Below are 20167 nucleotides of genomic sequence, written 5' to 3'. Positions count from 1 at the left end.
GACATCTCCCCCACAAGGGGGGAGATTGTTGGGAGTTTGCCGCACCTCTGCAAAAGACAAATGAGCTCAGCGACAGCAGACGCGATGTCAGTTTAGATCGGGAAAGTACCGCAAGTTACCAATCTCCCCCCTTGTGGGGGAGATGTCCCGAAAGGGACAGAGGGGGGTGCCGCACTCTCCCCGAGCGCAGCCGCCAATACGACTTACGGCTGCAGTTCCGAATCCCAGTAGAGATAGTCGAGCCAGCTGTCGTGCAGGTAGTTCGGCGGGAACAGGCGGCCGTTATTGTGCAGGTCCTGCACGGTCGGCTGGTAGGGCTTCTGGGCCGGGAACATGCTCGCCTGCTTCGGCAGCTTGCTGCCCTTGCGCAGGTTGCAGGGCGAACAGGCGGCCACGACGTTTTCCCAGGTGGTCTCGCCGCCATGGGCGCGCGGGATGACGTGGTCGAAGGTCAGGTCGTCATGCGAGCCGCAATACTGGCATTCGAACCGGTCACGCAGGAAGACGTTGAACCGGGTGAAGGCGGGATTGCGGGATGGCTGCACATAGGTCTTCAGGCAGACAACGCTCGGCAGCCGCATCGAAAAGCTGGGCGACGATACGCTGTGATCGTATTCTGCAATGATATTCACACGGTCAAGGAAGACCGCCTTGATCGCGTCCTGCCAGGACCAGAGCGACAAGGGATAGTAACTCAGCGGCCTATAGTCAGCATTCAGGACGAGCGCTGGCAAGGACTGCGGGGAAACTGCAATCGTCAAGGAACCCTCCTGATCGATTCGGCATCTGCACCTGTATATTAGGCCGGTTGTTACAGGATTGTGAAGTCGAATAAATTCAGTGCGTAAAGGCGAACGCTGGGAGGCGCTGATTAAACTATAGGCAGCGCATCCCGCCGTGTTTTCACGGCATAATAGGCCCAGAAAAGCCGGGCGGCAACGGAGCGCCAGGGCGCCCAAACCGCCGCTTCCCGGGCGACTGCCTTGGCCAAGGGCCTGATTTCATGGCCGAAAGCCATGCCGACGGCCGCCTGCAGCGCCACGTCGCCCGCCGGAAACACATCTGCGTGACCGCCGCAGAACATCAGGTAGACCTCGGCCGTCCAGGGGCCGATTCCCTTGATGGAAATCAGCTCGGCAAGCGCTTTGTCCGGTGATTCGGCGCTGAGCGCCTGCAGATCGAGGCTGCCGCCGGCAACCGCTTCGGCCACGCGCGCCAGCGTCTCGTGCTTGATTCGCGACAGGCCGAAGCTTCGCCATGCCTCCGGCTCTAAGCCGGCATAGCCCTTAGCGGTTACCTGGCCCATTCCGGCGATCATCTTCCCCCAGATCGCATCGGCGCTGGCGCGGGAAACGACCTGCGAAACGATGATATGGGCAAGCCCTTCGAAGCCCGGTTCGCGCAGACGCAGCGGCAAGGTACCCGCCTCTGCGGCAACACGCCGCAGGCGCGGATCGAGCTCCAATAGCGCGGCCAGGCCCCGTTCGATGTCGCGCTCGTCGCGAATGATCTGCATGGCGTCTCGTGGTCCCCGGTTCAAATTCGTGGCAGAAGAAAGCATGATCGAGATTCCCCGTCAAAAGCTGAAATTCCGTTTTGCTCCGAGCCCCAATGGCACGCTGCATCTTGGCCATGCGCTGTCGGCCATTCTCAATCACGACATGGCGGCAAAGGCCGGCGGCGATTTTCTGCTGCGCATCGAAGACATAGATCAGGCGCGCTGCACACCCGATTTCGAAGCCGGCATCTTTTCGGACCTCTCCTGGCTCGGCCTTCGCTGGCAGGAGCCGGTGCGCCGGCAGTCCGAGCATTTTCCGGCCTATCAGGCGGCGTTGCAGGCGCTGATCGACCGTGGCCTCGTCTATCCCGCCTTCCTGACGCGCGGCGAGGTCAAGGCCCGGGTTGGCGCCTTCGAGGCGGATGGCCGATCCTGGCCGCGCGATCCGGATGGCACGCCGCTCTATCCGCCCGACGATCGCGAGCGCGGCGATGCCGAGCGGCAGTGCCTGCTGGCATCGGGCATGAAGCACGCCTGGCGTCTCGACATGGAAAAGGCGCTGGCATTAGCGGATGGAGAGCTCCATTGGCAGGAGAGCGGCGACGGTGAGACAGGCGCCATCCTCGCCGACCCCGCCGCCTGGGGCGATGTCGTGCTGTCGCGCTCCGATGCGCCCTCGAGCTATCATCTTTCTGTTGTCGTCGATGACGCCGTGCAGGGCATCACCCATGTCGTGCGCGGGCTCGACCTCTTCCACGCCACCTCGATCCATCGCCTGCTGCAGACCCTTCTCGGCCTGCCGGAACCGCTCTATCATCACCACCGCCTCATCGTCGGCAGCGACGGCAAAAAGCTTTCCAAGAGCATGGGCGATACCGGCATTGCCGAATGGCGCCGGCAGGGCCTGTCAGCGATGGAGCTTCGCCGCCGCATCGGCCTCTGATTTGGCCCCCGATTCGGCCGCTGGCTCCGAGAGTATCTTTTCCGACGGCACCCCGAGGGCCGCACGGCTCGCCACCTTGCCGAACAATAAGCGGCGCACGCGGAACTTCATCAGCGCCGCGTTGATCTCCGCGCCGATGATGAAAATCACGGCCAGCATATAGAGGAAGATCAGCACGATCATCACCGACGCCAGACCGGCATAGGTGGCGGTATAATTGGCGAAAGTCGAAAGATAATAGGTAAAGAGCAGCGCACCGATCGACCAGAAGACCAAGGTCAGTAGTACGCCGGGAATGACGTCGAAGATCCGCCTGTGGCCGGCCGCCAGCCAGAGATGCAGGATCATAAGGCCAGCGAGCAGCAGGAAGATCGTGCCGTAGATCCGCCAGCTGAAGACGATCTCGAGAATATCGGCAAGCTGCGGCAGCCATTGCCGGGTGTAATTCAGCGCAAGCGGCACGGCGACGAGCAGGATGCTGAGGATCGCAAAGATCAGCACTGCGATCAGCACGTAGCCGAGGCTGGCGAGACGGTTGAAATACCACGGCCGGGTTTCCGGAACGCGATAGGCGCGGTTCAGCGATATGCGCAGCGCCTCGACGCCGTTCGAGGCGAAGTAGGCGGCGGCAAGCACCGAAATCGTCAAAAGGCCGCCGCGCGGGATCGTCAGCACCTGCACCACCTGATCGGCGAGCGGCTTGGCGATCGCTTCCGGCCAGGTATCGAAGATCAGATGCACCGCCGTCGACGAGAACTGGCTGGCCCCGAGAAAGCTTGCCAGCGCCGTGCCGAAGATCAGGAAGGGGAAGACCGCCAGCAGCGTCGAAAGCGCAACATGGCTTGCCATGGCGAACCCGTCATCCTCGACGAAATGGAACACCGCGTCGTAGATCACCTTGTAAATCGTCCGCAGCGCTGTCGGCATTCCATCTCCGCTTGACGTCGGCATTCATCCGCCGGTTGTCGGTTGTATCGGGTTCCTGAATATGGGAAACGAGTTCCGGTTTGTACAGGAATCATCTTCCATGCCGGAACAACGCATCATCCTGCTGACTGGTTGCTCCTCCGGGATCGGCGCTCATTGCGCCCGGGCCTTGCGCGACGACGGATGGCGCGTTTTCGCGACGGTGCGCAACGAAGCCGATCTCGCGCCGCTCACGGCCGACGGCATCGAAGCGCTGCTTCTTGACTACACTCGCCCCGAGACGATTTCCGCTGCAGTTGCCACCGTGCGCGAGCGCACGGGCGACCGCATCGACGCCCTCTTCAACAATGGCGCCTATGGCCAGCCGGGTGCGGTCGAGGACCTCACGACCGATGTGCTGCGCGAACAGTTCGAAACGAACTTCTTCGGCTGGCATGAGCTGACGCGCCAGATCCTGCCGCTGATGCGCAGCCAGGGCCATGGCCGCATCGTCAATTGCTCGTCCATTCTCGGGCTGGTTCCCTACCGCTTCCGCGGCGCCTACACCGCCTCGAAATTCGCGCTCGAAGGGCTGACGATCACGCTCAGGATGGAACTGCAGGACAGCGGCATCCATGTAAGCCTCATAGAGCCCGGCCCGATCGCGACGCGCTTTACCGCCAATGCGCTCGCCAAGATCCGCGAGCATATCGACCTCGAGGGGTCCGCCCATGCGGTGGAATACCGCAGGCAGCTGAGGCGGTTGGATGGCTCCGGCCCGATCAACAAGCATAAATTGGGGCCCGAAGCGGTCTATGATGTGCTAAAATTGGCTTTGAATGTGAGCAACCCGCGCCCACATTATCTGGTAACGACGCCCGCAAAGCAGGGCGTCGTTTTGAAAAGGCTATTGCCGGCTAACCTTTTCTATCGTCTGATGCGCCGGCTGGACTAGAGCAATCCCAGGAAAGGCGCAAAGCGGCTTTTCCGCTTGAGATTACTCAAAATGACGACATTGGGTGACTTGAAGCTTCTGCGGAATGCTGAGCCACCCTGAAGACAAGGATGGAGGAGCCATGTCTACAGTTACTTATGTTGCCGCCATCATTGTCATGGGACTTGTCGCGATCGTTCTCATTCGCGGCCTGCTGAACATGATGAAAGGCGACAATCCGAACCTTTCGAACCGGCTGATGCAGCTGCGTGTCCTGCTGCAGGCAGTCGCGGTCATTCTGATCATGCTGACGCTCTGGCTGACGGGCGGCGGCCGCCCGGCTTAGAGCAATTCCAGGAAAAGTGCGCAGCGGTTTTCCGTCCGGAATTGCGTAAACAAAGGGATAGAGCGTTTCGCGATTCGAAGAAAAGCGAAAGGCTCTAACCACGGGAACACGATGGTCAAGCTCAACAAGATCTACACCAAGACCGGCGATGACGGCACCACGGGCCTCGTCGCCGGCCCGAGGCGGCTGAAGCACGATCTGCGCGTCGAAAGCTACGGCACCGTCGACGAAGCCAATTCCGCCATCGGCGTCGCCAGGCTGCATACCATTGAGCTGCCCGATCTCGATGCCATGCTGATGCGGATACAGAACGATCTCTTCGATCTCGGCGCCGATCTTTCCACGCCCGAAACGGACGAACCGCCCGCCTATGAGCCGCTGCGCATCGTCGACCACCAGGTCGAACGCATCGAGCACGATATCGATCTGCTGAATGCCGATCTCGAGCCGCTGAGGTCCTTTGTTCTCCCGGCCGGCAGCCCGGCTTCCGCCCATCTGCACCTTGCCCGCACCATTGCCCGGCGGGCGGAACGCCTCATGGTGGCGCTGTCGCGTGAGCAAGGCGAACGCGTCAGCCCGACAGCGCTGAAATATATCAACCGCCTTTCCGATTTTCTCTTCGTCGCCGCGCGGCATGCCAATGATCGCGGCCGCGCCGACGTGCTCTGGGTTCCCGGCAAGAATCGGTAGCGGCGCAAATCATCCACGAGGGGCATGCGTATTGACGTTGACGTAAACGTTATTTATGCCTTTCAAGCATTTCGTCTCTCGGGCGGCCTGGAAGCGTTGTAATTGGGGGAAAAACGCGTATCCATGTCGCCATTCGACAAATGGAATGGCGCTAAACAGCGCATGTTCTCGGGCGGTCATGTTGAAGGAAGGATTCCATGAAGATTCTCGTTCCCGTTAAGCGGGTCGTTGACTACAACGTAAAGATCCGTGTGAAGCCGGATGGTTCTGGCGTCGAGCTTGCCAACGTGAAGATGTCGATGAACCCGTTCGACGAGATCTCGGTCGAAGAGGCGCTGCGGCTGAAGGAAGCCGGCAAGGCTGAGGAAGTGGTGGTCGTCTCGATCGGGCCGGCCAAGGCCGAGGAGACTCTGCGCACGGCGCTCGCCATGGGTGCGGATCGCGCCATCCTGGTCGAAACCGACGATGCGGTCGAGCCGCTTGCCGTCGCCAAGATCCTGAAAGGTGTCGCTGACGCCGAACAGCCTGGCCTGATCATTGTCGGCAAGCAGGCGATCGACGACGATTCGAACCAGACCGGCCAGATGCTGGCAGCCCTACTCGGAACTGCCCAGGCGACCTTCGCCTCGAAGATCGAGATTGGCGACGGCAAAGCACAGGTCACCCGCGAAGTCGATGGCGGCCTGCAGACGATCGAGGTCAAGCTTCCGGCCGTCGTGACGACCGACTTGCGCCTCAACGAGCCGCGCTATGCCTCGCTGCCGAATATCATGAAGGCCAAGAAGAAGCCGCTCGACAAGAAGTCGCCTGCCGATTTCGGCGTGTCGACCGAGCCGCGTCTGAAGGTGCTGAAGACGGAAGAGCCGTCGGGCCGCAAGGCCGGCGTCAAGGTCAAATCGGTCGCCGAGCTGGTCGAAAAGCTCAAGACCGAAGCCGGCGTGCTCTAGGATAGGAAAGGATAATACCCATGGCCATTCTTCTTCTGGCTGATCACGACAATGCCCACCTTTCCGACCAGACCGCCAAGGCACTGACGGCCGCTTCCAAGATCGGTGGCGATATCCATGTGCTCGTTGCCGGTGCGGGCGCCCAGGCTGCTGCCGGCGAGGCCGCCAAGCTTTCCGGCGTTTCCAAGGTGCTGGTTGCCGAGGATGCGAGCCTTGCCAACAATCTCGCAGAACCGCTGGCAGCGCTGATCGTTTCGCTTGCCGGTTCCTACGATACCATCATCGGTGCTGCCACCTCGGTCGGCAAGAACGTGCTGCCGCGCGTGGCAGCTCTGCTCGATGTCGCCCAGGTCTCGGAAATCATCGAAGTCGTTTCCGCCGACACCTTCAAGCGGCCGATCTATGCCGGCAATGCCATCCAGACGGTGCAGTCGACCGACGCGAAGAAAGTCATCACCGTGCGCACCGCCTCGTTTGCCTCCGCCTCTGAAGGCGGTTCGGCTGCGATCGAGACGATCTCGGCGGCTGCCGATCCGGCGCTGTCCTCCTTCGTCGGCGACGCGCTGTCGTCCTCGGACCGTCCGGAGCTGACATCGGCCAAGATCATCATCTCGGGTGGCCGCGCCCTCGGCTCGGCGGAGAAGTTCCGCGAGGTCATCCTTCCGGTCGCCGACAAGCTCGGCGCCGCCGTCGGCGCATCGCGCGCTGCCGTCGATGCCGGCTATGCGCCGAACGACTGGCAGGTGGGGCAGACCGGCAAGGTGGTCGCACCGCAGCTCTATATCGCCTGCGGCATCTCCGGCGCCATCCAGCATCTGGCCGGCATGAAGGACTCGAAGGTCATCGTCGCCATCAACAAGGACGAGGAAGCCCCGATCTTCCAGATCGCCGACTACGGCCTCGTCGCTGACCTCTTCGAAGCGCTGCCGGAACTGCAAAAGGCGCTGTGATCGCGCCGATCGACTTTCTCGCAGTTGCGAGAGACTGGAAAATCGTCTCTTATAGGTCTATCAATCTTTGCCGGGCTAGTAATGGCCCGGCAAATTTGTGGTTAAGAGCATAGCGCACCGCCAAGAGCGCGCCGCCGGGGAGTTGGCAATGAGTTCGCTGAAGACGATCGGTATTATCGGCGCCGGCCAGATGGGCTGCGGCATCGCCCACGTATCCGCCATGGCCGGCTATAAAGTCCATATCTACGATCTGGCGCAGGATCGCATCGAAAGCGGACTTGCCACCATCAACGGCAACCTTGCCCGCCAGGTCGCCTCCGGCAAGACGACCGACGAGGAGCGCAAGTCGGCTCTTGCGCGCATCACCGGCTCTGCCGATCTCAACGATCTCGCCCAGGTCGATCTCGCCATCGAGGCGGCGACCGAAGACGAAAGCGTCAAGCGCAAGATCTATGCGCAGGTGTGTCCGGTGCTGAAGCCGGAGGCGCTGCTGGCCACCAATACGTCGTCGCTCTCGATCACCCGCCTTGCTTCCGCCACCGACCGTCCCGAACGCTTCATGGGCATTCACTTCATGAACCCGGTTCCGGTGATGAAGCTAGTGGAGCTGGTGCGCGGCATCGCGACCGACGAATCGACCTTCTCCACCGCCAGGGATTACGTCACCTCGCTGGAAAAGACGATCACCGTCGCCGAGGACTTCCCTGCTTTCATCGTCAACCGCATCCTGCTGCCGATGATCAACGAGGCGATCTATACGCTCTATGAAGGCGTGGGCACCGTCGATGCCATCGACACCGCCATGCGGCTCGGCGCCAACCATCCGATGGGCCCGCTGCAGCTCGCCGATTTCATCGGCCTCGACACCTGCCTGTCGATCATGCAGGTGTTGCATGACGGGCTTGCCGACTCCAAGTACCGTCCCTGCCCGTTGCTGGTGAAATATGTCGAAGCCGGCTGGCTCGGCCGCAAATCCGGCCGAGGCTTCTACGACTACCGTGGCGAAACACCGGTTCCGACGCGATAAACCTTTCGGCAGCCTCGGGGCCAACCCTCGTGGTTCGAGGCCCTGCCGCCGCCGCTACGCTTTAGCGCCACGGCATCTCACCATGAGGGCGGAACACCCCCGCGCGTCAACCAAACAAATACATTTGGAAATGGTAGAAATCCAAGCGGCACAATAGATTAGCCTCACCCTGAGGTGGGAGCGCTAGCGACCCTCGAAGGGCGAGGCGGGTGATGGAACACCCAAACCGCTCAAATCCCTGCAGCAGCCTTCACCAGCGCCTTCGCATCCTCGCTGTCCCAAGCCGCCGGTCCGTTCATGGCCGACAGCAGGCAGCCCTTGTCGTCAATCAACAAGGTCACCGGCAAACCAAAGGCAAGGCCCTGCTTCTTCAATACGTTGAACACGCCCATGGTGTTGTCGCGGTAGTAGCCGAGCTTGTCGATCGCATATTCGGTGCGGAAAGCTTTCGTTTTTTCATCGTCGCCCGTGTCGATGTTAATGGCGACCACCTCGAACTTGTTATTGCCGGTGCTCTTCTCGAGCGCGTTGAGTGCCGGCATTTCCTCGCGGCACGGCACGCACCAGGTCGCCCAGATGTTCAGCAGCACCGTCTTGCCGGCAAAACTGCCGATCGACAGCGGCTGCCCTTCGGCACCCTTGAAGGAGACGTCCTTCAGCGAGATCGGAGCCGGTGGCACGCTCATGGCGGCGACCTGGCCCTTGGTGAAGGGCGTCAGGGCAGCGGCACGATCCCTGGCCGATCCGCATTGATCGGCCGAAGCTGTTTCACCAATACCATTGCCATACCCCGCCTCCTTCACGTATACCGCTGCCGCACCGGCAATGACCCCAGCGACGGCGGCGAGCAGAACGAGTTTCATGGACGGCAGACCGAACGGCTTCTTTGCTGTCATTACATTCTCCAGGTGGGCATCTCATGACTGACGGCACGGACACCAAATCCTCCAACCAGATGTGGGGCGGGCGTTTCGCTTCCGGCCCCGCGGCGATCATGGAGGAGATAAATGCCTCGATCGGTTTCGACAAGAAGCTCTTTGCTCAGGATATCCGCGGCTCAATCGCGCATGCGAGCATGCTCGCCAATCAAGGCATCATTTCAACCGAGGATAAAGACAAGATCGTTCACGGCCTGAACACGATCCTGTCAGAGATCGAGAGCGGCAATTTCGAGTTCTCCCGCCGCCTCGAAGACATTCATATGAACGTCGAGGCGCGGCTCGCGACCCTGATCGGCCCGGCCGCCGGCCGCCTGCACACCGCTCGTTCGCGCAACGACCAGGTGGCGCTCGATTTCCGCCTCTGGGTGAAGGAAGAACTGCAGAAGTGCGAGCAGGCGCTGACCGAGCTGATCGCGGCCTTCCTCGACCGCGCCGAGGAACACGCCGACAGCGTCATGCCGGGCTTCACGCATCTGCAGACGGCGCAGCCCGTCACCTTCGGTCATCATTGCATGGCCTATGTCGAGATGTTCGGCCGCGACCGCTCGCGCGTGCGCCACGCCATCGAGCACATGGACGAATCGCCGATCGGCGCCGCAGCGCTCGCCGGCACCGGCTTCCCGATCGATCGTCACATGACGGCCAAGGCGCTCGGTTTCCGCGAACCGACCCGCAATTCGATCGACACCGTCTCCGACCGTGATTTCGCCCTCGAATTCCTGTCGATCGCCGCCATCGCCGGCATGCATCTATCGCGGCTGGCCGAGGAGATCGTCATCTGGTCGACGCCGCAATTCGGTTTCGTGCGCCTCTCCGACGCCTTCTCCACCGGCTCCTCCATCATGCCGCAGAAGAAGAACCCGGATGCGGCCGAGCTCGTGCGCGCCAAGACCGGCCGCATCAATGGCTCGCTGGTGGCGCTGCTGACGATCATGAAGGGCCTGCCGCTCGCCTATTCCAAGGACATGCAGGAAGACAAGGAACAGGTATTCGACGCCGCCGAAAGCCTTGAGCTGGCGATTGCCGCCATGACCGGCATGATGCGCGACATGACGATCAACACCGCCCGCATGAAGGCAGCCGCCGGCTCCGGCTACTCCACCGCCACCGACCTTGCCGACTGGCTGGTGCGCGAAGCGGGCCTGCCCTTCCGCGACGCCCATCACGTGACGGGACGCGCCGTGGCGCTTGCCGAAAGCAAGTCCTGCGAGCTGGCGGAATTGTCGCTCGCAGACCTGCAGGCGATCCACCCCGATATCACCGACAAGATCTTCGACGTTCTGACGGTCGAGGCCTCGGTTGCCAGCCGCAAAAGCTTTGGCGGCACAGCCCCCTCGGAAGTGCGCAAGCAGATCGCCTTCTGGCGCGCTCGCAACTGAAAAGACTGACGAAAACGCACCCAAACAATCAGGGTGCACAAACGCGGGAAACTTCGCTAAGAAGGGTGACTTTCGCGCTAGAAGAGCCAGATGATTTTAGGTCGAAACGATCTAAAATCATCCGGCTCTAGAACCAAAGAAGTAGAGCATGATGTCCTCCGAAAACCGCTCACACTTTTCGGCATCATGCTCTAGTCGCCCAAGAGGATTTCGATGCAGATCAACATGCCGCACATCATCCGCCTGACCGTCGTGCTTTCGGTCGTCGGCCTTGCCGTCGTCGGATGTGGCCGCAAAGGCCCTCTCGATCCTCCGAGTGCCCATGCGACCAAAGGCGGTGACGTCTCCAAGCCGACGAAGGAGCCGGGCACCGACGACAAGAAGTTCCTCCTCGATCCGCTTCTCTGATTAGGCAGCGACCGTGAACCATTTTCAGTATCGCGACGGCATCCTCTACGCCGAGGATGTTCCGGTTCCCGAGATCGCCAAGGCGGTCGGCACGCCCTTCTACATCTATTCGACGGCAACGCTGGAGCGCCATTATCGTGTCTTCGCGGAAGCCTTCGGCGATGTCGATGCCATGGTGTGCTACGCCGTGAAGGCCAATTCCAACCAGGCGGTGCTGAAGACACTCGGCCGGCTCGGCGCCGGTGTCGACGTCGTCTCCGTCGGCGAGCTGCGCCGCGCGCTGGCCGCGGGCATTCCGGCAAGCCGCATCATGTTCTCCGGTGTCGGCAAGACGGCGCAGGAAATGGATGTCGCACTCGAAGCCGGCATCTACTGCTTCAATGTCGAATCCGAGCCGGAGCTGGAAGTGCTGAACCAGCGCGCCGTCCGCGCCGGCAAGGTGGCGCCTGTCTCCTTCCGCATCAACCCGGATGTCGATGCCCGCACGCATGCGAAGATTTCGACCGGCAAGAAGGAAAACAAGTTCGGCATTTCCTGGGAGCGCGCCCGTGCCGTCTATGACCGCGCCGCCAGCCTGCCTGGTATCGATGCCACCGGCATCGACATGCATATCGGCAGCCAGATCACCGAGCTGCAACCCTTCGATGACGCCTTCAAGCTTCTGCGCGATCTCGTAGAGACGCTGCGCGGCGACGGTCACGATATCCACCACGTCGACATCGGCGGCGGCCTCGGCATTCCCTACCGCGACGACAACAATCCGCCGCCCCTGCCCGACGCTTACGCGCAGATCGTCAAGAACCAGCTGCGCGGCCTCAACTGCAGGATCGTCACCGAACCCGGCCGCCTGATCGTCGGCAATGCCGGCATCCTGGTGACGGAGGTCATCTATGTGAAGGATGGCGGCAGCAAGAGCTTCGTCATTGTCGACGGCGCGATGAACGACCTGATCCGCCCGACGCTCTACGAGGCCTATCACGAGATCCGGCCGGTTTCGATCGCCGCCGCCGATACCCCGCGCATCAAGGCCGATGTCGTCGGCCCGGTCTGCGAAACGGGTGATTATCTGGCACTCGACCGCGACATGGCGCTGCCCGAACCCGGCGATCTCCTCGCCATCGGTTCCGCCGGTGCCTATGGCGCCGTCCAGGCCGGCACCTACAACAGCCGGCTTCTGGTTCCGGAAGTGCTGGTCAAGGGCAATGAATTCCATGTCATCCGCCCGCGCGGGACCCATGAGGAGCTGATCGGCCTGGATTCGATCCCGGCCTGGCTCGAGGGATAATCGGTTTCGCTTCGTGAATTTCGGGCAGGACAATCCAAATACCCGCCCTGCTCGATCGATCACGTTTCAGCGAAGTCCGATGAAAAAACAGCCTTTCACGCCCGTTGCCCTCGTCTTCGCCACAAAGAATGTTATCTTTTATTGATTGGCGTCTCGCCGGGCGCCGCGCGAGGGCGTGCGGGACGCCGCGCCATCGCCAAAGGGCTACTAGAGCCGGATGATTTAGGTCTGTTCGACCTAAAATCTGAATCCGCTCTAGAATCAAACAAGTAGAGCATGATGTCGTCCGAAAACCGCTCACACTTTTCGGCATCATGCTCTGGCCATCAACGTCAGATCGGGAGAAGACCGGACCGATGACCAGTCCCAGCAACCCTAAGAAGGGCGCTTTCGCCACCCGTCCGGCGCTGGCGCGCATGGTTGCGGTCAAGCGTCTCTTTGCTCGGATCGTGCTGGTCTCGGAGCAACTGCTGCCGCGGCTCCTGCTGCCAGCATCCATTTTGGCCCTGTTCCTGTCCGCTGCCTGGTTCGGCATTTTTCGCATTGCGCCGGATAGTCTCCGCTTCCTGATGCTTGCCGTCTTTGCCATCGGCTTCGTCATCTCGCTCCATCCGCTGCGGCGCCTGCGCTGGCCGAATACCACCGAAGCCGACCGCCTGCTGGAAGAGCGAAACGGCCTTGCCCACCAACCCGTCACGGTGCAGGAGGATGAGCCGGCGCTCGACACGCCCTTTGCCCGCGCGCTCTGGCGCGAGCACCAGACCCGCATGGCCGAGCGCATCGCCGCATTGGATGCCGGCCTGCCCAGACCGGATATCGCTCGCTACGACCGCTTTGCATTGCGCGCCATCCCGGCATTGCTGCTGGTGACGGCCTTCAGCTTTTCCATGTCCAATAGCGGCGGCTCGCTGAGCGACGCCTTCACGGCATCTCCTTCCACATCGACCAATCCGGATCTTCGCGTCGATGCCTGGGTTACCCCGCCCTATTATACCGGCGAAGCGCCTGTCTATCTGACCGGCAATGTCGCCAATGCCGGCAACAGCCTCAACGTGCCGCAATTCTCCGAGCTCACGGTGCGCGTGACGGGCGCGGCGGCGGATGAAAAGGTGTTGTTCCAGGCATCAGGCAGCGACAAGGGCGTCGAAATTCCCGAACAACCCGCCGATGCCGGCAAGCAAGCCCCGGCGGACGCCAAACCGCCGGCAATCCCGGCGGCGCAGCCTGCGGCAAACGGCAATGCCAATATGCCCGCCGCGGCCAACGCACCCGTTGCGGATGGGATGATTGCCCGCACCCACGTCCTAAAGCTTGAAAAAGACGGCGAACTGACCGTAAACGGCAAGTCCTGGTCCTTCAATGTCGTGGTCGACAAGCCACCGGAAATCACCTTTGACGGCATCCCGCACGCAACGACCAGTGGCGCATTGGAACTCGGCTTCAGGGTCAAGGACGATTACGGCGTCGAGGAAGCGCATGCGGAGATCGTGCCGGTCGAATCCGATCCCGCGGCAACTCCTCTTTACGGCCTGCCCGAATACAAGCTGGAGATGCCGCGTCGCGACCGCCGCAACGGCAAGGCTCTGGCAAGCCATGATCTGACGCAGGATCCGCTTGCCGGCAAGCGCGTCCGCATCACTTTGGTTGCCAAGGACGGTGCGGGCCAGACCGGCCGCAGCCCACCCTACGAGATGGTGCTGCCGTCGCGCAATTTCAGCCAGCCGCTTGCCGCGGCAGTGGCGGAAGAGCGTCAGGTCTTCGCGCTCGATACCCGCAAGATGCCGGAGGCGATCGAGCTCAACAAATCGCTGACCATCCGGCCTGAAGAGGCCATTCCGGATCTCGGCAACTATCTCGCGATCAGATCCGCCTTGACGCGCATGAAACTCGCAAGCGGCGAAGCGTCATTGAAGGATGCGGCCGACTATCTCTGGCAGATCGCGCTCGGCATGGAGGATGCGCAGCTGACGGATGCGGAAAAGGCCCTGCGGGATGCCCAGCAGAAGCTTTCCGATGCCTTGCAGCGCAATGCCTCCGACGCCGAGATCAAGAAGCTGACCGACGAGCTTCGGAAGGCAATGGATGCCTATATGAAGGAGCTGGCCGAGCGCATGCGCAACATGCCGGCCCAACCCAATCAGCGGTCCGCCAATATCCTGCGCCAGCAGGACCTGCAGCGCATGATGGATCAGATCGAGAATCTGGCCCGCTCCGGTAATCGCCAGGCCGCGCAGCAGATGCTCTCGGAGCTGCAGCAGCTGATGAACAGCCTTCAGGCCGGGCGACCGCAGCGCGGCCAACAGCAACAGCAAGGCGAAGCCAACGACAAGATGCGCGAGCAGATGGACAAGCTCGGCCGCATCATGCGCGATCAGCAGAAGCTGATGGATCAGACCTTCAAGTTCGATCAGGCCATGCGCGACCGCATGCAGCGCGGCGATCCCAACGAGGATGGCGACGGCCTGATGGACCAGCCGCTGCCCGACCTCAACGATCGGATGCGCCCGGATATGGGTCAGCGCAACCAGGGCCAGCAGGATCGACAGCAAGGCCAGAACCAGCAGGGCCAGAACCAGCAGGGCCAAAATCAACAGGGACAAAAGGGCAAGGACCCGACCGATAATATGACGGCCGATCAGCTGCGCGACGCCCTGAAAGAATTGCGCAAACAGCAGGACGATCTCGGCAAGCAGCTCGGCGAGCTGCAGAAAGACCTGGGCTCGCTGGGCATGAAGCCGAACCAGAATTACGGCAAGGCGCAGCAGGAGATGAAGGGCGCCTCAGGCCAGCTCTCTGAAGGCAATGGCGAAGGCGCCGTGCAGGGCCAGGGGCGCGCACTGGATGCCTTGCGCAAGGGAACGCGCGAGATGATGAATCAGCTCATGGCGCAAATGCAGCAGGGACAAGGCCAGGGTCAGGGGCAGGGGCAGGGGCAAATGCCTGGACAAATGGGCCAGGGCGGTCAGAACGGCCGCGATCCGCTCGGCCGGTCGCGCAACGATGGCGGCTTCTCGGATAATCCTGATGACAACATGGTGCCGAAGGTCATTGAAGCGCAGCGCGCGCGCCAAATTCTCGACGCCATTCGCGAACGGCTAAGTAACAATCCCACATTTACCGAGGAACGGCGCTATCTGGAGCGTTTGCTGAATCTGGCCCAATAAGGCCGCTTCGGACCTACCCGCAGATGACCAGAATGGTGCCAGCACGAAAACAATCGTGCTGACCAGCGATGATCTTCAGGCAGCCAGCGCCCGCGCAACCGCCTTGCGGATATCGGGCAGCGCGAAGGGCTTGGCAACGACGTCGACGATCTTTTCCATGAGGTCGTCGGCGCGCTCGCGCTGCTCCGCATAGCCGGTCATCAGCAGGATCTTCATGCCCGGGCAGGTCGAATGCGCCTGATGCGCAAGCTCGATGCCGTCCATGACAGGCATGCGGATATCCGAGAGAAGCAGGTCGTAGCCGCCCTGCTTCAGTTTCTCCAAACCTTCCGCACCGTCAGCCGCCTCCTCGGTCTCGTGACCGTCCAGGCGCAGCGCGCGAGCGACGAAGGTGCGAAGCGAGTCCTCGTCTTCCGTGATCAGAATTTTTGCCATGGTCTATGCTCCGTGGTCCGTCATGTTCCGCGACCGAAATCACCAGAATTCCGTTTGCGATAGGTAAACGACGGATAGGCGATCGGCTCCGTGGTTAATGAGTCGTCATCGCTGGAGCAGAATGGGACAGGCGGGCACGCCGCCCGTATTAACTGAGAATCAGGCCTCGGCGTCGCCCGTGACGACGCCGACGAAAGGCAATTCGCGGAAAGCGTAGGCGACATCCATGCCGTAGCCGACGACGAAATAATCGGGGCACTCGAAGCCGACATAGTCGGCCTCCAGCTCTTCCTGCCGCTTGACGCTCTTGTCGAGCAGGACAGCAAGCGTGACATTGCGCGCGCCGCGCTCGTAGAGCAGCTCCTTGGCAAAACGCAAGGTGCGGCCCGATTCCAGAATATCGTCGATCAGCAGGACGTCACGATCCTTAACGTCGCTGTCGATGTCCTTGACGATGCGCACACCTTGGGAAACCGTGCCGGCGCCGTAGCTCGAAAGGGTGATGAATTCCACCTCCGGTGCCAGTCCCGTATCGTGCAGCGCACGCAACAGGTCCGCCGCGAAAATGAACGAGCCTTTGAGGATGGCGATGACGAGGAGATCTTTCGTCGGCCCGCTGGCGATTTCCTGCGCCATGGCGTGATTGCGCTCGGCAATCTGCTCAGCAGTGAAAAGCGGCTCGATGTTCTTCCCGCGTACGACAGGCATTGCTTGGCATGCTCCATGGCTGCGCGGCCCTTGGCCGCCGATCAAGCTCTACAGCGCCGCGCGTCATATATGACGCGCAAAGGTCGCTGTAGCACTTTAAATCTGCTGCATAATTTTATCCTTAAATCGGAATCGATTTAAGGAACTATGCAGTAGCCCGTAGCACAATCAGCGGCTTGGACACACCCCCTAAGGCATGAAGGAAAGCCGAACTTCAGGCGTTTTTCCACCGGGATGCTGCAATCGCGTCGAAAATCCGTGGCTTTCATGCGGCCCGAGACGATCGACCGGCGTATCCACGACGATGCTTCTGACCAGCTGACCGCCGGCGAAGAGATCGGCCCGCACCTGGGGAACCGAGAGCGTGGCACCGCTGGCATTTTCGATGATGCCGTTCAATTTCAGCACCTGTAGTCCGTTCTCGTCACGCGGCGTCAGCGTCACGTGCGAGAATTGAAGCGGTGCGGCCGTCACCTCGGCCGGCGCGCCGGACAGGCCGGAAAAGCCGCCTGAAAGGCCGAAGATCAATATGGCGAGGGAGACGATCAGCGCCACGAAACTGCGCCGCGATGCCTGCTGCAGGAACTCCTCCGCACCGCGCAGGACGGATAGGATGCGCGAGAGAGCATTCTTGCGCGTCGCAGGCAGCGGCCGAGATTGCGGGTGGCCGCCATAGCGCATGTTGACGACAGACGCGGTTCTGCCGCGCGCGCCGGAGACGGTCACGAATTCGGCATCGACGATATCGGGCTTCGGCATGAAGCGATGCGCCTGGCCGGATCCCGATCCGCGTTCGGGCGGAATGAGGTCGTAAACCATTCCCGCCTGCTGTTGACGGTGGCGAAAAGCGCCCATGATGACCTCCCTTTGCGGTGATCCACATGGTTTCGACGCCCATTGCCAATCTGGGCATTGAAACGAATCCTGCCCAGTCGTAAATTTTAATGGTTAATGTTTCGCAAAGATCGCCATGAATAGGGCGCCTTTCCAGAAAAGTTTACCGGCTGTTAACGCCGTTGGTTAACAAGTCGCCTGATTGAACCCTGCGGAAGACTGGACTGCCCGTTGATTCACTTTGAGAACGTCGGTTTGCGCTACGGCATGGGCCCGGAAATCCTCCGTGACCTGAGCTTCGACATACCGAGGAAATCGTTCCAGTTCCTGACCGGCCCTTCCGGTGCCGGCAAGACGACCCTGCTGCGTCTGCTCTTCATGTCGCTGCAGCCGACGCGTGGCCTGATCCGCATGTTCGACCGGGAGATTTCCTCGATCCCGCGCAATGAATTGCCGCTGCTGCGCCGTCGCGTCGGCATCGTCTTTCAGGATTTCCGGTTGCTGGAACATCTCACAACCTACGAAAATGTCGCCCTACCGCTGCGCGTACGCGGCAAGGATGAAAGCTCCTATCGCACCGACGTATTGGAGCTGCTGAAATGGGTGGGCCTGGGCGAGCGCATCAATGTGCTGCCACCCGTTCTGTCGGGTGGCGAGAAGCAGCGCGCGGCGATCGCGCGCGCCCTGATCGACCGCCCGGAAATCCTGCTCGCCGACGAACCCACCGGCAATGTCGACCCGCCGATGGCGCGCCGCCTGCTCAATCTCTTTCTGGAACTCAACCGCCTCGGCACCGCCGTCGTCATTGCCACGCACGATCTCGCTCTAATGGATCAGATCGAGGCCAGGCGCATGATCCTATCGGGGGGGCATCTCGATATCTATGACTGAGCCCGCCCCCCGCAGAAAAGCCCAAGGCACCGGCGCTCAACAAGCGCGGCAAGCGGCCGGTACACCGCCTGTAGAACGCAGGCGCCCGGAGATGCGCGTGCGCCCGACCGGGCCGATCGTGCCATCCTCCAATATTCAAGGCAATGCGCTGATCGTCGTCATCGCCATCATGGCCTTTCTCGCCTGCCTGACGCTCGGCGCCGTCAGCATGGTGCGCTCGACGGCGGCAAGCTGGGAAAGCCAAATTTCCCGCGAGATCACCATCCAGATCAAGCCGGACGACAATCTCGACATGGAAAAGACGCTGGCAAGTGCCCGCGATATCGCGTTGAGCTTCGTCGGCACCAAGTCCGGCCAGATCGTCGACGAGGCGGCGACGGCACGCCTGCTCGAGCCATGGCTGGGCGCCGGTCTCGACATCAAGGAACTGCCCGTTCCGCGCCTCGTCATCATCACCATCGACGAGACGCATCCGCCTGACTTCGAGGCGATGCGCAGCCTGCTCAAGGCGCAGATCCCGCAGGCGTCGCTGGACGACCATCGCACCTGGGTCGATCGGCTGGTCTCCATGGCGCATACGACGGTTCTCATCGGTACTGGCGTGCTGCTGCTGGTCTTCACCGCCATGGTGCTGACGGTGGTCTTCGCCACGCGTGGCGCGCTGTCGGGCAATCGCCACATCGTCGAAGTACTACATTTCGTTGGCGCCGAAAGCACCTTCGTCGCCAACGAATTCCAGAAGCATTTCCTGAAGATCAGCCTCAAAGGGTCTGCGGCCGGCAGCGGGCTCGCAGCCCTGTTTTTCGCCATCGCCGGCCTTCTGCAGAGCCGCACGATCGCCACGCCGCAGACCGATCAGGCGACCGCGCTTTTCGGAACGTTCTCCGTCGGTGCGCTTGGCTATATCGGCATCCTGGCCACCATGATCATCATCGCCTTGCTGACGACGCTGACCGCGCGTTTCACCGTCATGCGCACGATCTACGAAATCGATCTGATCCGTTCCGACCCCGGCAGGACGGATACTGTCCAGAATTGACGTTTTGCGATGTTTTTTTACCGTCCGCCAGCCCGTTCCTTGCCGCAATTGGCGTATAATAGCGAATCATGAGCATGGATCTGACGACTCGCAAGACCGTGAGTTCGCAGCCGTTGCAGGAGCAATCCCGCAGCGGTAGGCCCGTGCGGCGCAGCTTGTTTCGTCGTCTCCTGCGCTGGGGCGGCTTCGCCTTCATTTTTCTCGTCGCCATCGTTTTCGGCGGCTTCCTGCATTTCGCCGATTCGATCACCACCCTGAAGCCGCCGCCGGATCCGAAGGCCGATGCCATCGTCGTGCTGACCGGTGGCTATCAGCGGATCGATCAGGCGGTCGAGTTGCTGCGCACCGGTGCAGGCAACCGCCTGCTGATATCGGGGGCGCATCCGACCACGACGCCGTCACAGATCCGCAAGCTGACGCAGAGCTCCATCAACCTGTTCAACTGCTGCGTCGACATCGGCTATGATGCCCTCGATACCATAGGCAATGCGCGCGAAGCAGCAAAATGGATCCATGCCAGGGGTTATAAGAGCGTTCTCGTGGTGACGAACAACTACCACATGCCCCGCAGCCTGGCGGAACTGAAGTATGTCGATCCGTCGACCGATTTCATCGCCTATCCGGTCGTCAACTCCGATCTCAAGACCAAGAACTGGTTCACGGATCCGAATGCGCTGCGCACAATGATCTCGGAATATGCCAAGGTGCTGCTCGCGGGCGCCCGCAATCTGACCGGACTCGGGCGACCGCTCGGCTTGCGCTCACGGCAAGCGAGCGATGACGATGGCTGAGGCAAAGCGAAACCACGCACCGACTTTTTATTGACGCCGTAATCGTGTAGG

The 20167-nt window shown here is 61.4% G+C and carries 21 protein-coding genes; 14 read left to right on the top strand and 7 right to left on the bottom strand.

What is annotated here, in order from left to right:
• Window positions 1-203: 203 nt before the first annotated feature.
• Both ACPYOP_RS15325 and ACPYOP_RS15320 read right to left on the bottom strand, forming a co-directional pair.
• On the bottom strand, window positions 204-761 hold the full coding sequence (locus ACPYOP_RS15325) for an HNH endonuclease (RefSeq protein WP_481411214.1): 558 nt from the start codon (window positions 759-761) through the stop codon (window positions 204-206).
• A 110-nt stretch (window positions 762-871) separates the two neighbouring features.
• Window positions 872-1561, bottom strand: a complete 690-nt coding sequence (locus ACPYOP_RS15320) for a DNA-3-methyladenine glycosylase family protein (protein WP_481411213.1) — start codon at window positions 1559-1561, stop codon at window positions 872-874.
• Here ACPYOP_RS15320 and gluQRS point away from each other — a divergent pair.
• The gene (gene gluQRS, locus ACPYOP_RS15315) at window positions 1560-2441 is read left to right on the top strand and encodes a tRNA glutamyl-Q(34) synthetase GluQRS (protein WP_481411212.1); all 882 of its coding nucleotides are present in this window, start codon (window positions 1560-1562) and stop codon (window positions 2439-2441) included. The genes ACPYOP_RS15320 and gluQRS overlap by 2 nt on opposite strands.
• Here gluQRS and ACPYOP_RS15310 read toward each other — a convergent pair.
• Window positions 2406-3368 (bottom strand): YihY/virulence factor BrkB family protein, encoded by a 963-nt coding sequence (locus ACPYOP_RS15310; protein WP_481411211.1) that lies wholly within the window; start codon window positions 3366-3368, stop codon window positions 2406-2408. The genes gluQRS and ACPYOP_RS15310 overlap by 36 nt on opposite strands.
• A gap of 100 nt (window positions 3369-3468) precedes the next feature.
• Here ACPYOP_RS15310 and ACPYOP_RS15305 point away from each other — a divergent pair, with 100 nt between their 5' ends.
• The 6 genes from ACPYOP_RS15305 to ACPYOP_RS15280 all read left to right on the top strand — a co-directional run bounded on the left by ACPYOP_RS15305 (window position 3469) and on the right by ACPYOP_RS15280 (window position 8241).
• Window positions 3469-4302 (top strand): SDR family oxidoreductase, encoded by an 834-nt coding sequence (locus ACPYOP_RS15305; protein WP_481411210.1) that lies wholly within the window; start codon window positions 3469-3471, stop codon window positions 4300-4302.
• A 121-nt stretch (window positions 4303-4423) separates the two neighbouring features.
• Window positions 4424-4627, top strand: a complete 204-nt coding sequence (locus tag ACPYOP_RS15300; RefSeq protein ID WP_015341309.1) for a twin transmembrane helix small protein — start codon at window positions 4424-4426, stop codon at window positions 4625-4627.
• A gap of 111 nt (window positions 4628-4738) precedes the next feature.
• Window positions 4739-5317 (top strand): cob(I)yrinic acid a,c-diamide adenosyltransferase, encoded by a 579-nt coding sequence (locus ACPYOP_RS15295; protein ID WP_481411209.1) that lies wholly within the window; start codon window positions 4739-4741, stop codon window positions 5315-5317.
• A 197-nt stretch (window positions 5318-5514) separates the two neighbouring features.
• Entirely contained in the window at window positions 5515-6264 is a 750-nt protein-coding gene (locus ACPYOP_RS15290) for an electron transfer flavoprotein subunit beta/FixA family protein (protein WP_481411208.1), read from the top strand.
• A gap of 20 nt (window positions 6265-6284) precedes the next feature.
• Window positions 6285-7214, top strand: a complete 930-nt coding sequence (locus tag ACPYOP_RS15285; RefSeq protein WP_481411207.1) for an electron transfer flavoprotein subunit alpha/FixB family protein — start codon at window positions 6285-6287, stop codon at window positions 7212-7214.
• A gap of 148 nt (window positions 7215-7362) precedes the next feature.
• Window positions 7363-8241 (top strand): 3-hydroxybutyryl-CoA dehydrogenase, encoded by an 879-nt coding sequence (locus tag ACPYOP_RS15280; RefSeq protein WP_120665371.1) that lies wholly within the window; start codon window positions 7363-7365, stop codon window positions 8239-8241.
• Window positions 8242-8471: 230 nt separating this feature from the next.
• Here the strand turns inward: ACPYOP_RS15280 and tlpA are convergent, their stop codons facing one another.
• Complete coding sequence (tlpA, locus tag ACPYOP_RS15275) at window positions 8472-9137, bottom strand: thiol:disulfide interchange protein TlpA (protein WP_481411206.1); 666 nt, start codon at window positions 9135-9137, stop codon at window positions 8472-8474.
• 23 nt (window positions 9138-9160) lie between these two features.
• Here tlpA and argH point away from each other — a divergent pair, with 23 nt between their 5' ends.
• The 4 genes from argH (at window position 9161) to ACPYOP_RS15255 (ending at window position 15418) form a co-directional block, all read left to right on the top strand.
• Window positions 9161-10561, top strand: a complete 1401-nt coding sequence (argH, locus tag ACPYOP_RS15270) for an argininosuccinate lyase (RefSeq protein WP_481411205.1) — start codon at window positions 9161-9163, stop codon at window positions 10559-10561.
• 213 nt (window positions 10562-10774) lie between these two features.
• Window positions 10775-10969 carry an LPS translocon maturation chaperone LptM gene (gene lptM / locus ACPYOP_RS15265; RefSeq protein ID WP_481411204.1) on the top strand — a complete coding sequence of 65 codons (195 nt, stop codon included), beginning with the start codon at window positions 10775-10777 and terminating at the stop codon, window positions 10967-10969.
• Between the two features lie 13 nt (window positions 10970-10982).
• On the top strand, window positions 10983-12254 hold the full coding sequence (gene lysA / locus ACPYOP_RS15260) for a diaminopimelate decarboxylase (RefSeq protein ID WP_481411203.1): 1272 nt from the start codon (window positions 10983-10985) through the stop codon (window positions 12252-12254).
• A 356-nt stretch (window positions 12255-12610) separates the two neighbouring features.
• Window positions 12611-15418: a TIGR02302 family protein gene (locus ACPYOP_RS15255; protein ID WP_481411202.1), complete on the top strand. Its 2808-nt coding sequence runs from the start codon at window positions 12611-12613 to the stop codon at window positions 15416-15418.
• Between the two features lie 75 nt (window positions 15419-15493).
• Here the strand turns inward: ACPYOP_RS15255 and ACPYOP_RS15250 are convergent, their stop codons facing one another.
• The 3 genes from ACPYOP_RS15250 to ACPYOP_RS15240 form a co-directional block, all read right to left on the bottom strand.
• The gene (locus ACPYOP_RS15250; RefSeq protein ID WP_069612925.1) at window positions 15494-15853 is read right to left on the bottom strand and encodes a response regulator; all 360 of its coding nucleotides are present in this window, start codon (window positions 15851-15853) and stop codon (window positions 15494-15496) included.
• Window positions 15854-16012: 159 nt separating this feature from the next.
• Window positions 16013-16561 (bottom strand): hypoxanthine phosphoribosyltransferase, encoded by a 549-nt coding sequence (hpt, locus tag ACPYOP_RS15245; protein ID WP_481411201.1) that lies wholly within the window; start codon window positions 16559-16561, stop codon window positions 16013-16015.
• A gap of 189 nt (window positions 16562-16750) precedes the next feature.
• A complete protein-coding gene (locus ACPYOP_RS15240; protein ID WP_481411200.1) occupies window positions 16751-17416 on the bottom strand; it encodes a hypothetical protein in 666 nt (221 codons plus the stop codon).
• 210 nt (window positions 17417-17626) lie between these two features.
• Here ACPYOP_RS15240 and ftsE point away from each other — a divergent pair, with 210 nt between their 5' ends.
• The 3 genes from ftsE to ACPYOP_RS15225 all read left to right on the top strand — a co-directional run bounded on the left by ftsE (window position 17627) and on the right by ACPYOP_RS15225 (window position 20116).
• Window positions 17627-18286, top strand: a complete 660-nt coding sequence (gene ftsE, locus ACPYOP_RS15235; RefSeq protein WP_015341323.1) for a cell division ATP-binding protein FtsE — start codon at window positions 17627-17629, stop codon at window positions 18284-18286.
• A 91-nt stretch (window positions 18287-18377) separates the two neighbouring features.
• Entirely contained in the window at window positions 18378-19325 is a 948-nt protein-coding gene (locus ACPYOP_RS15230; RefSeq protein WP_481411199.1) for a cell division protein FtsX, read from the top strand.
• Between the two features lie 74 nt (window positions 19326-19399).
• Window positions 19400-20116 carry a YdcF family protein gene (locus ACPYOP_RS15225; RefSeq protein WP_481411198.1) on the top strand — a complete coding sequence of 239 codons (717 nt, stop codon included), beginning with the start codon at window positions 19400-19402 and terminating at the stop codon, window positions 20114-20116.
• Window positions 20117-20167: the final 51 nt, after the last annotated feature.

Source organism: Rhizobium sp. KNZ2-6A (assembly GCF_056755475.1).
This window is presented reverse-complemented; position numbering and strand designations above follow the sequence as displayed.

Coding starts and splice junctions, on each gene's coding strand:
- ACPYOP_RS15240 (WP_481411200.1), bottom strand. CDS start 17,416: ATGGGCGCTTTTCGCCACCGTCAACAGCAGGCGGGAATGGTTTACGAC.
- ACPYOP_RS15230 (WP_481411199.1), top strand. CDS start 18,378: ATGCGCGTGCGCCCGACCGGGCCGATCGTGCCATCCTCCAATATTCAA.
- hpt (WP_481411201.1), bottom strand. CDS start 16,561: ATGCCTGTCGTACGCGGGAAGAACATCGAGCCGCTTTTCACTGCTGAG.
- tlpA (WP_481411206.1), bottom strand. CDS start 9,137: ATGACAGCAAAGAAGCCGTTCGGTCTGCCGTCCATGAAACTCGTTCTG.
- ACPYOP_RS15320 (WP_481411213.1), bottom strand. CDS start 1,561: ATGCTTTCTTCTGCCACGAATTTGAACCGGGGACCACGAGACGCCATG.
- ACPYOP_RS15280 (WP_120665371.1), top strand. CDS start 7,363: ATGAGTTCGCTGAAGACGATCGGTATTATCGGCGCCGGCCAGATGGGC.
- ACPYOP_RS15305 (WP_481411210.1), top strand. CDS start 3,469: ATGCCGGAACAACGCATCATCCTGCTGACTGGTTGCTCCTCCGGGATC.
- ACPYOP_RS15255 (WP_481411202.1), top strand. CDS start 12,611: ATGACCAGTCCCAGCAACCCTAAGAAGGGCGCTTTCGCCACCCGTCCG.
- ACPYOP_RS15310 (WP_481411211.1), bottom strand. CDS start 3,368: ATGCCGACAGCGCTGCGGACGATTTACAAGGTGATCTACGACGCGGTG.
- gluQRS (WP_481411212.1), top strand. CDS start 1,560: ATGATCGAGATTCCCCGTCAAAAGCTGAAATTCCGTTTTGCTCCGAGC.
- argH (WP_481411205.1), top strand. CDS start 9,161: ATGACTGACGGCACGGACACCAAATCCTCCAACCAGATGTGGGGCGGG.
- ACPYOP_RS15295 (WP_481411209.1), top strand. CDS start 4,739: ATGGTCAAGCTCAACAAGATCTACACCAAGACCGGCGATGACGGCACC.
- ACPYOP_RS15300 (WP_015341309.1), top strand. CDS start 4,424: ATGTCTACAGTTACTTATGTTGCCGCCATCATTGTCATGGGACTTGTC.
- lptM (WP_481411204.1), top strand. CDS start 10,775: ATGCAGATCAACATGCCGCACATCATCCGCCTGACCGTCGTGCTTTCG.
- ACPYOP_RS15225 (WP_481411198.1), top strand. CDS start 19,400: ATGGATCTGACGACTCGCAAGACCGTGAGTTCGCAGCCGTTGCAGGAG.
- ACPYOP_RS15285 (WP_481411207.1), top strand. CDS start 6,285: ATGGCCATTCTTCTTCTGGCTGATCACGACAATGCCCACCTTTCCGAC.
- ACPYOP_RS15290 (WP_481411208.1), top strand. CDS start 5,515: ATGAAGATTCTCGTTCCCGTTAAGCGGGTCGTTGACTACAACGTAAAG.
- ACPYOP_RS15250 (WP_069612925.1), bottom strand. CDS start 15,853: ATGGCAAAAATTCTGATCACGGAAGACGAGGACTCGCTTCGCACCTTC.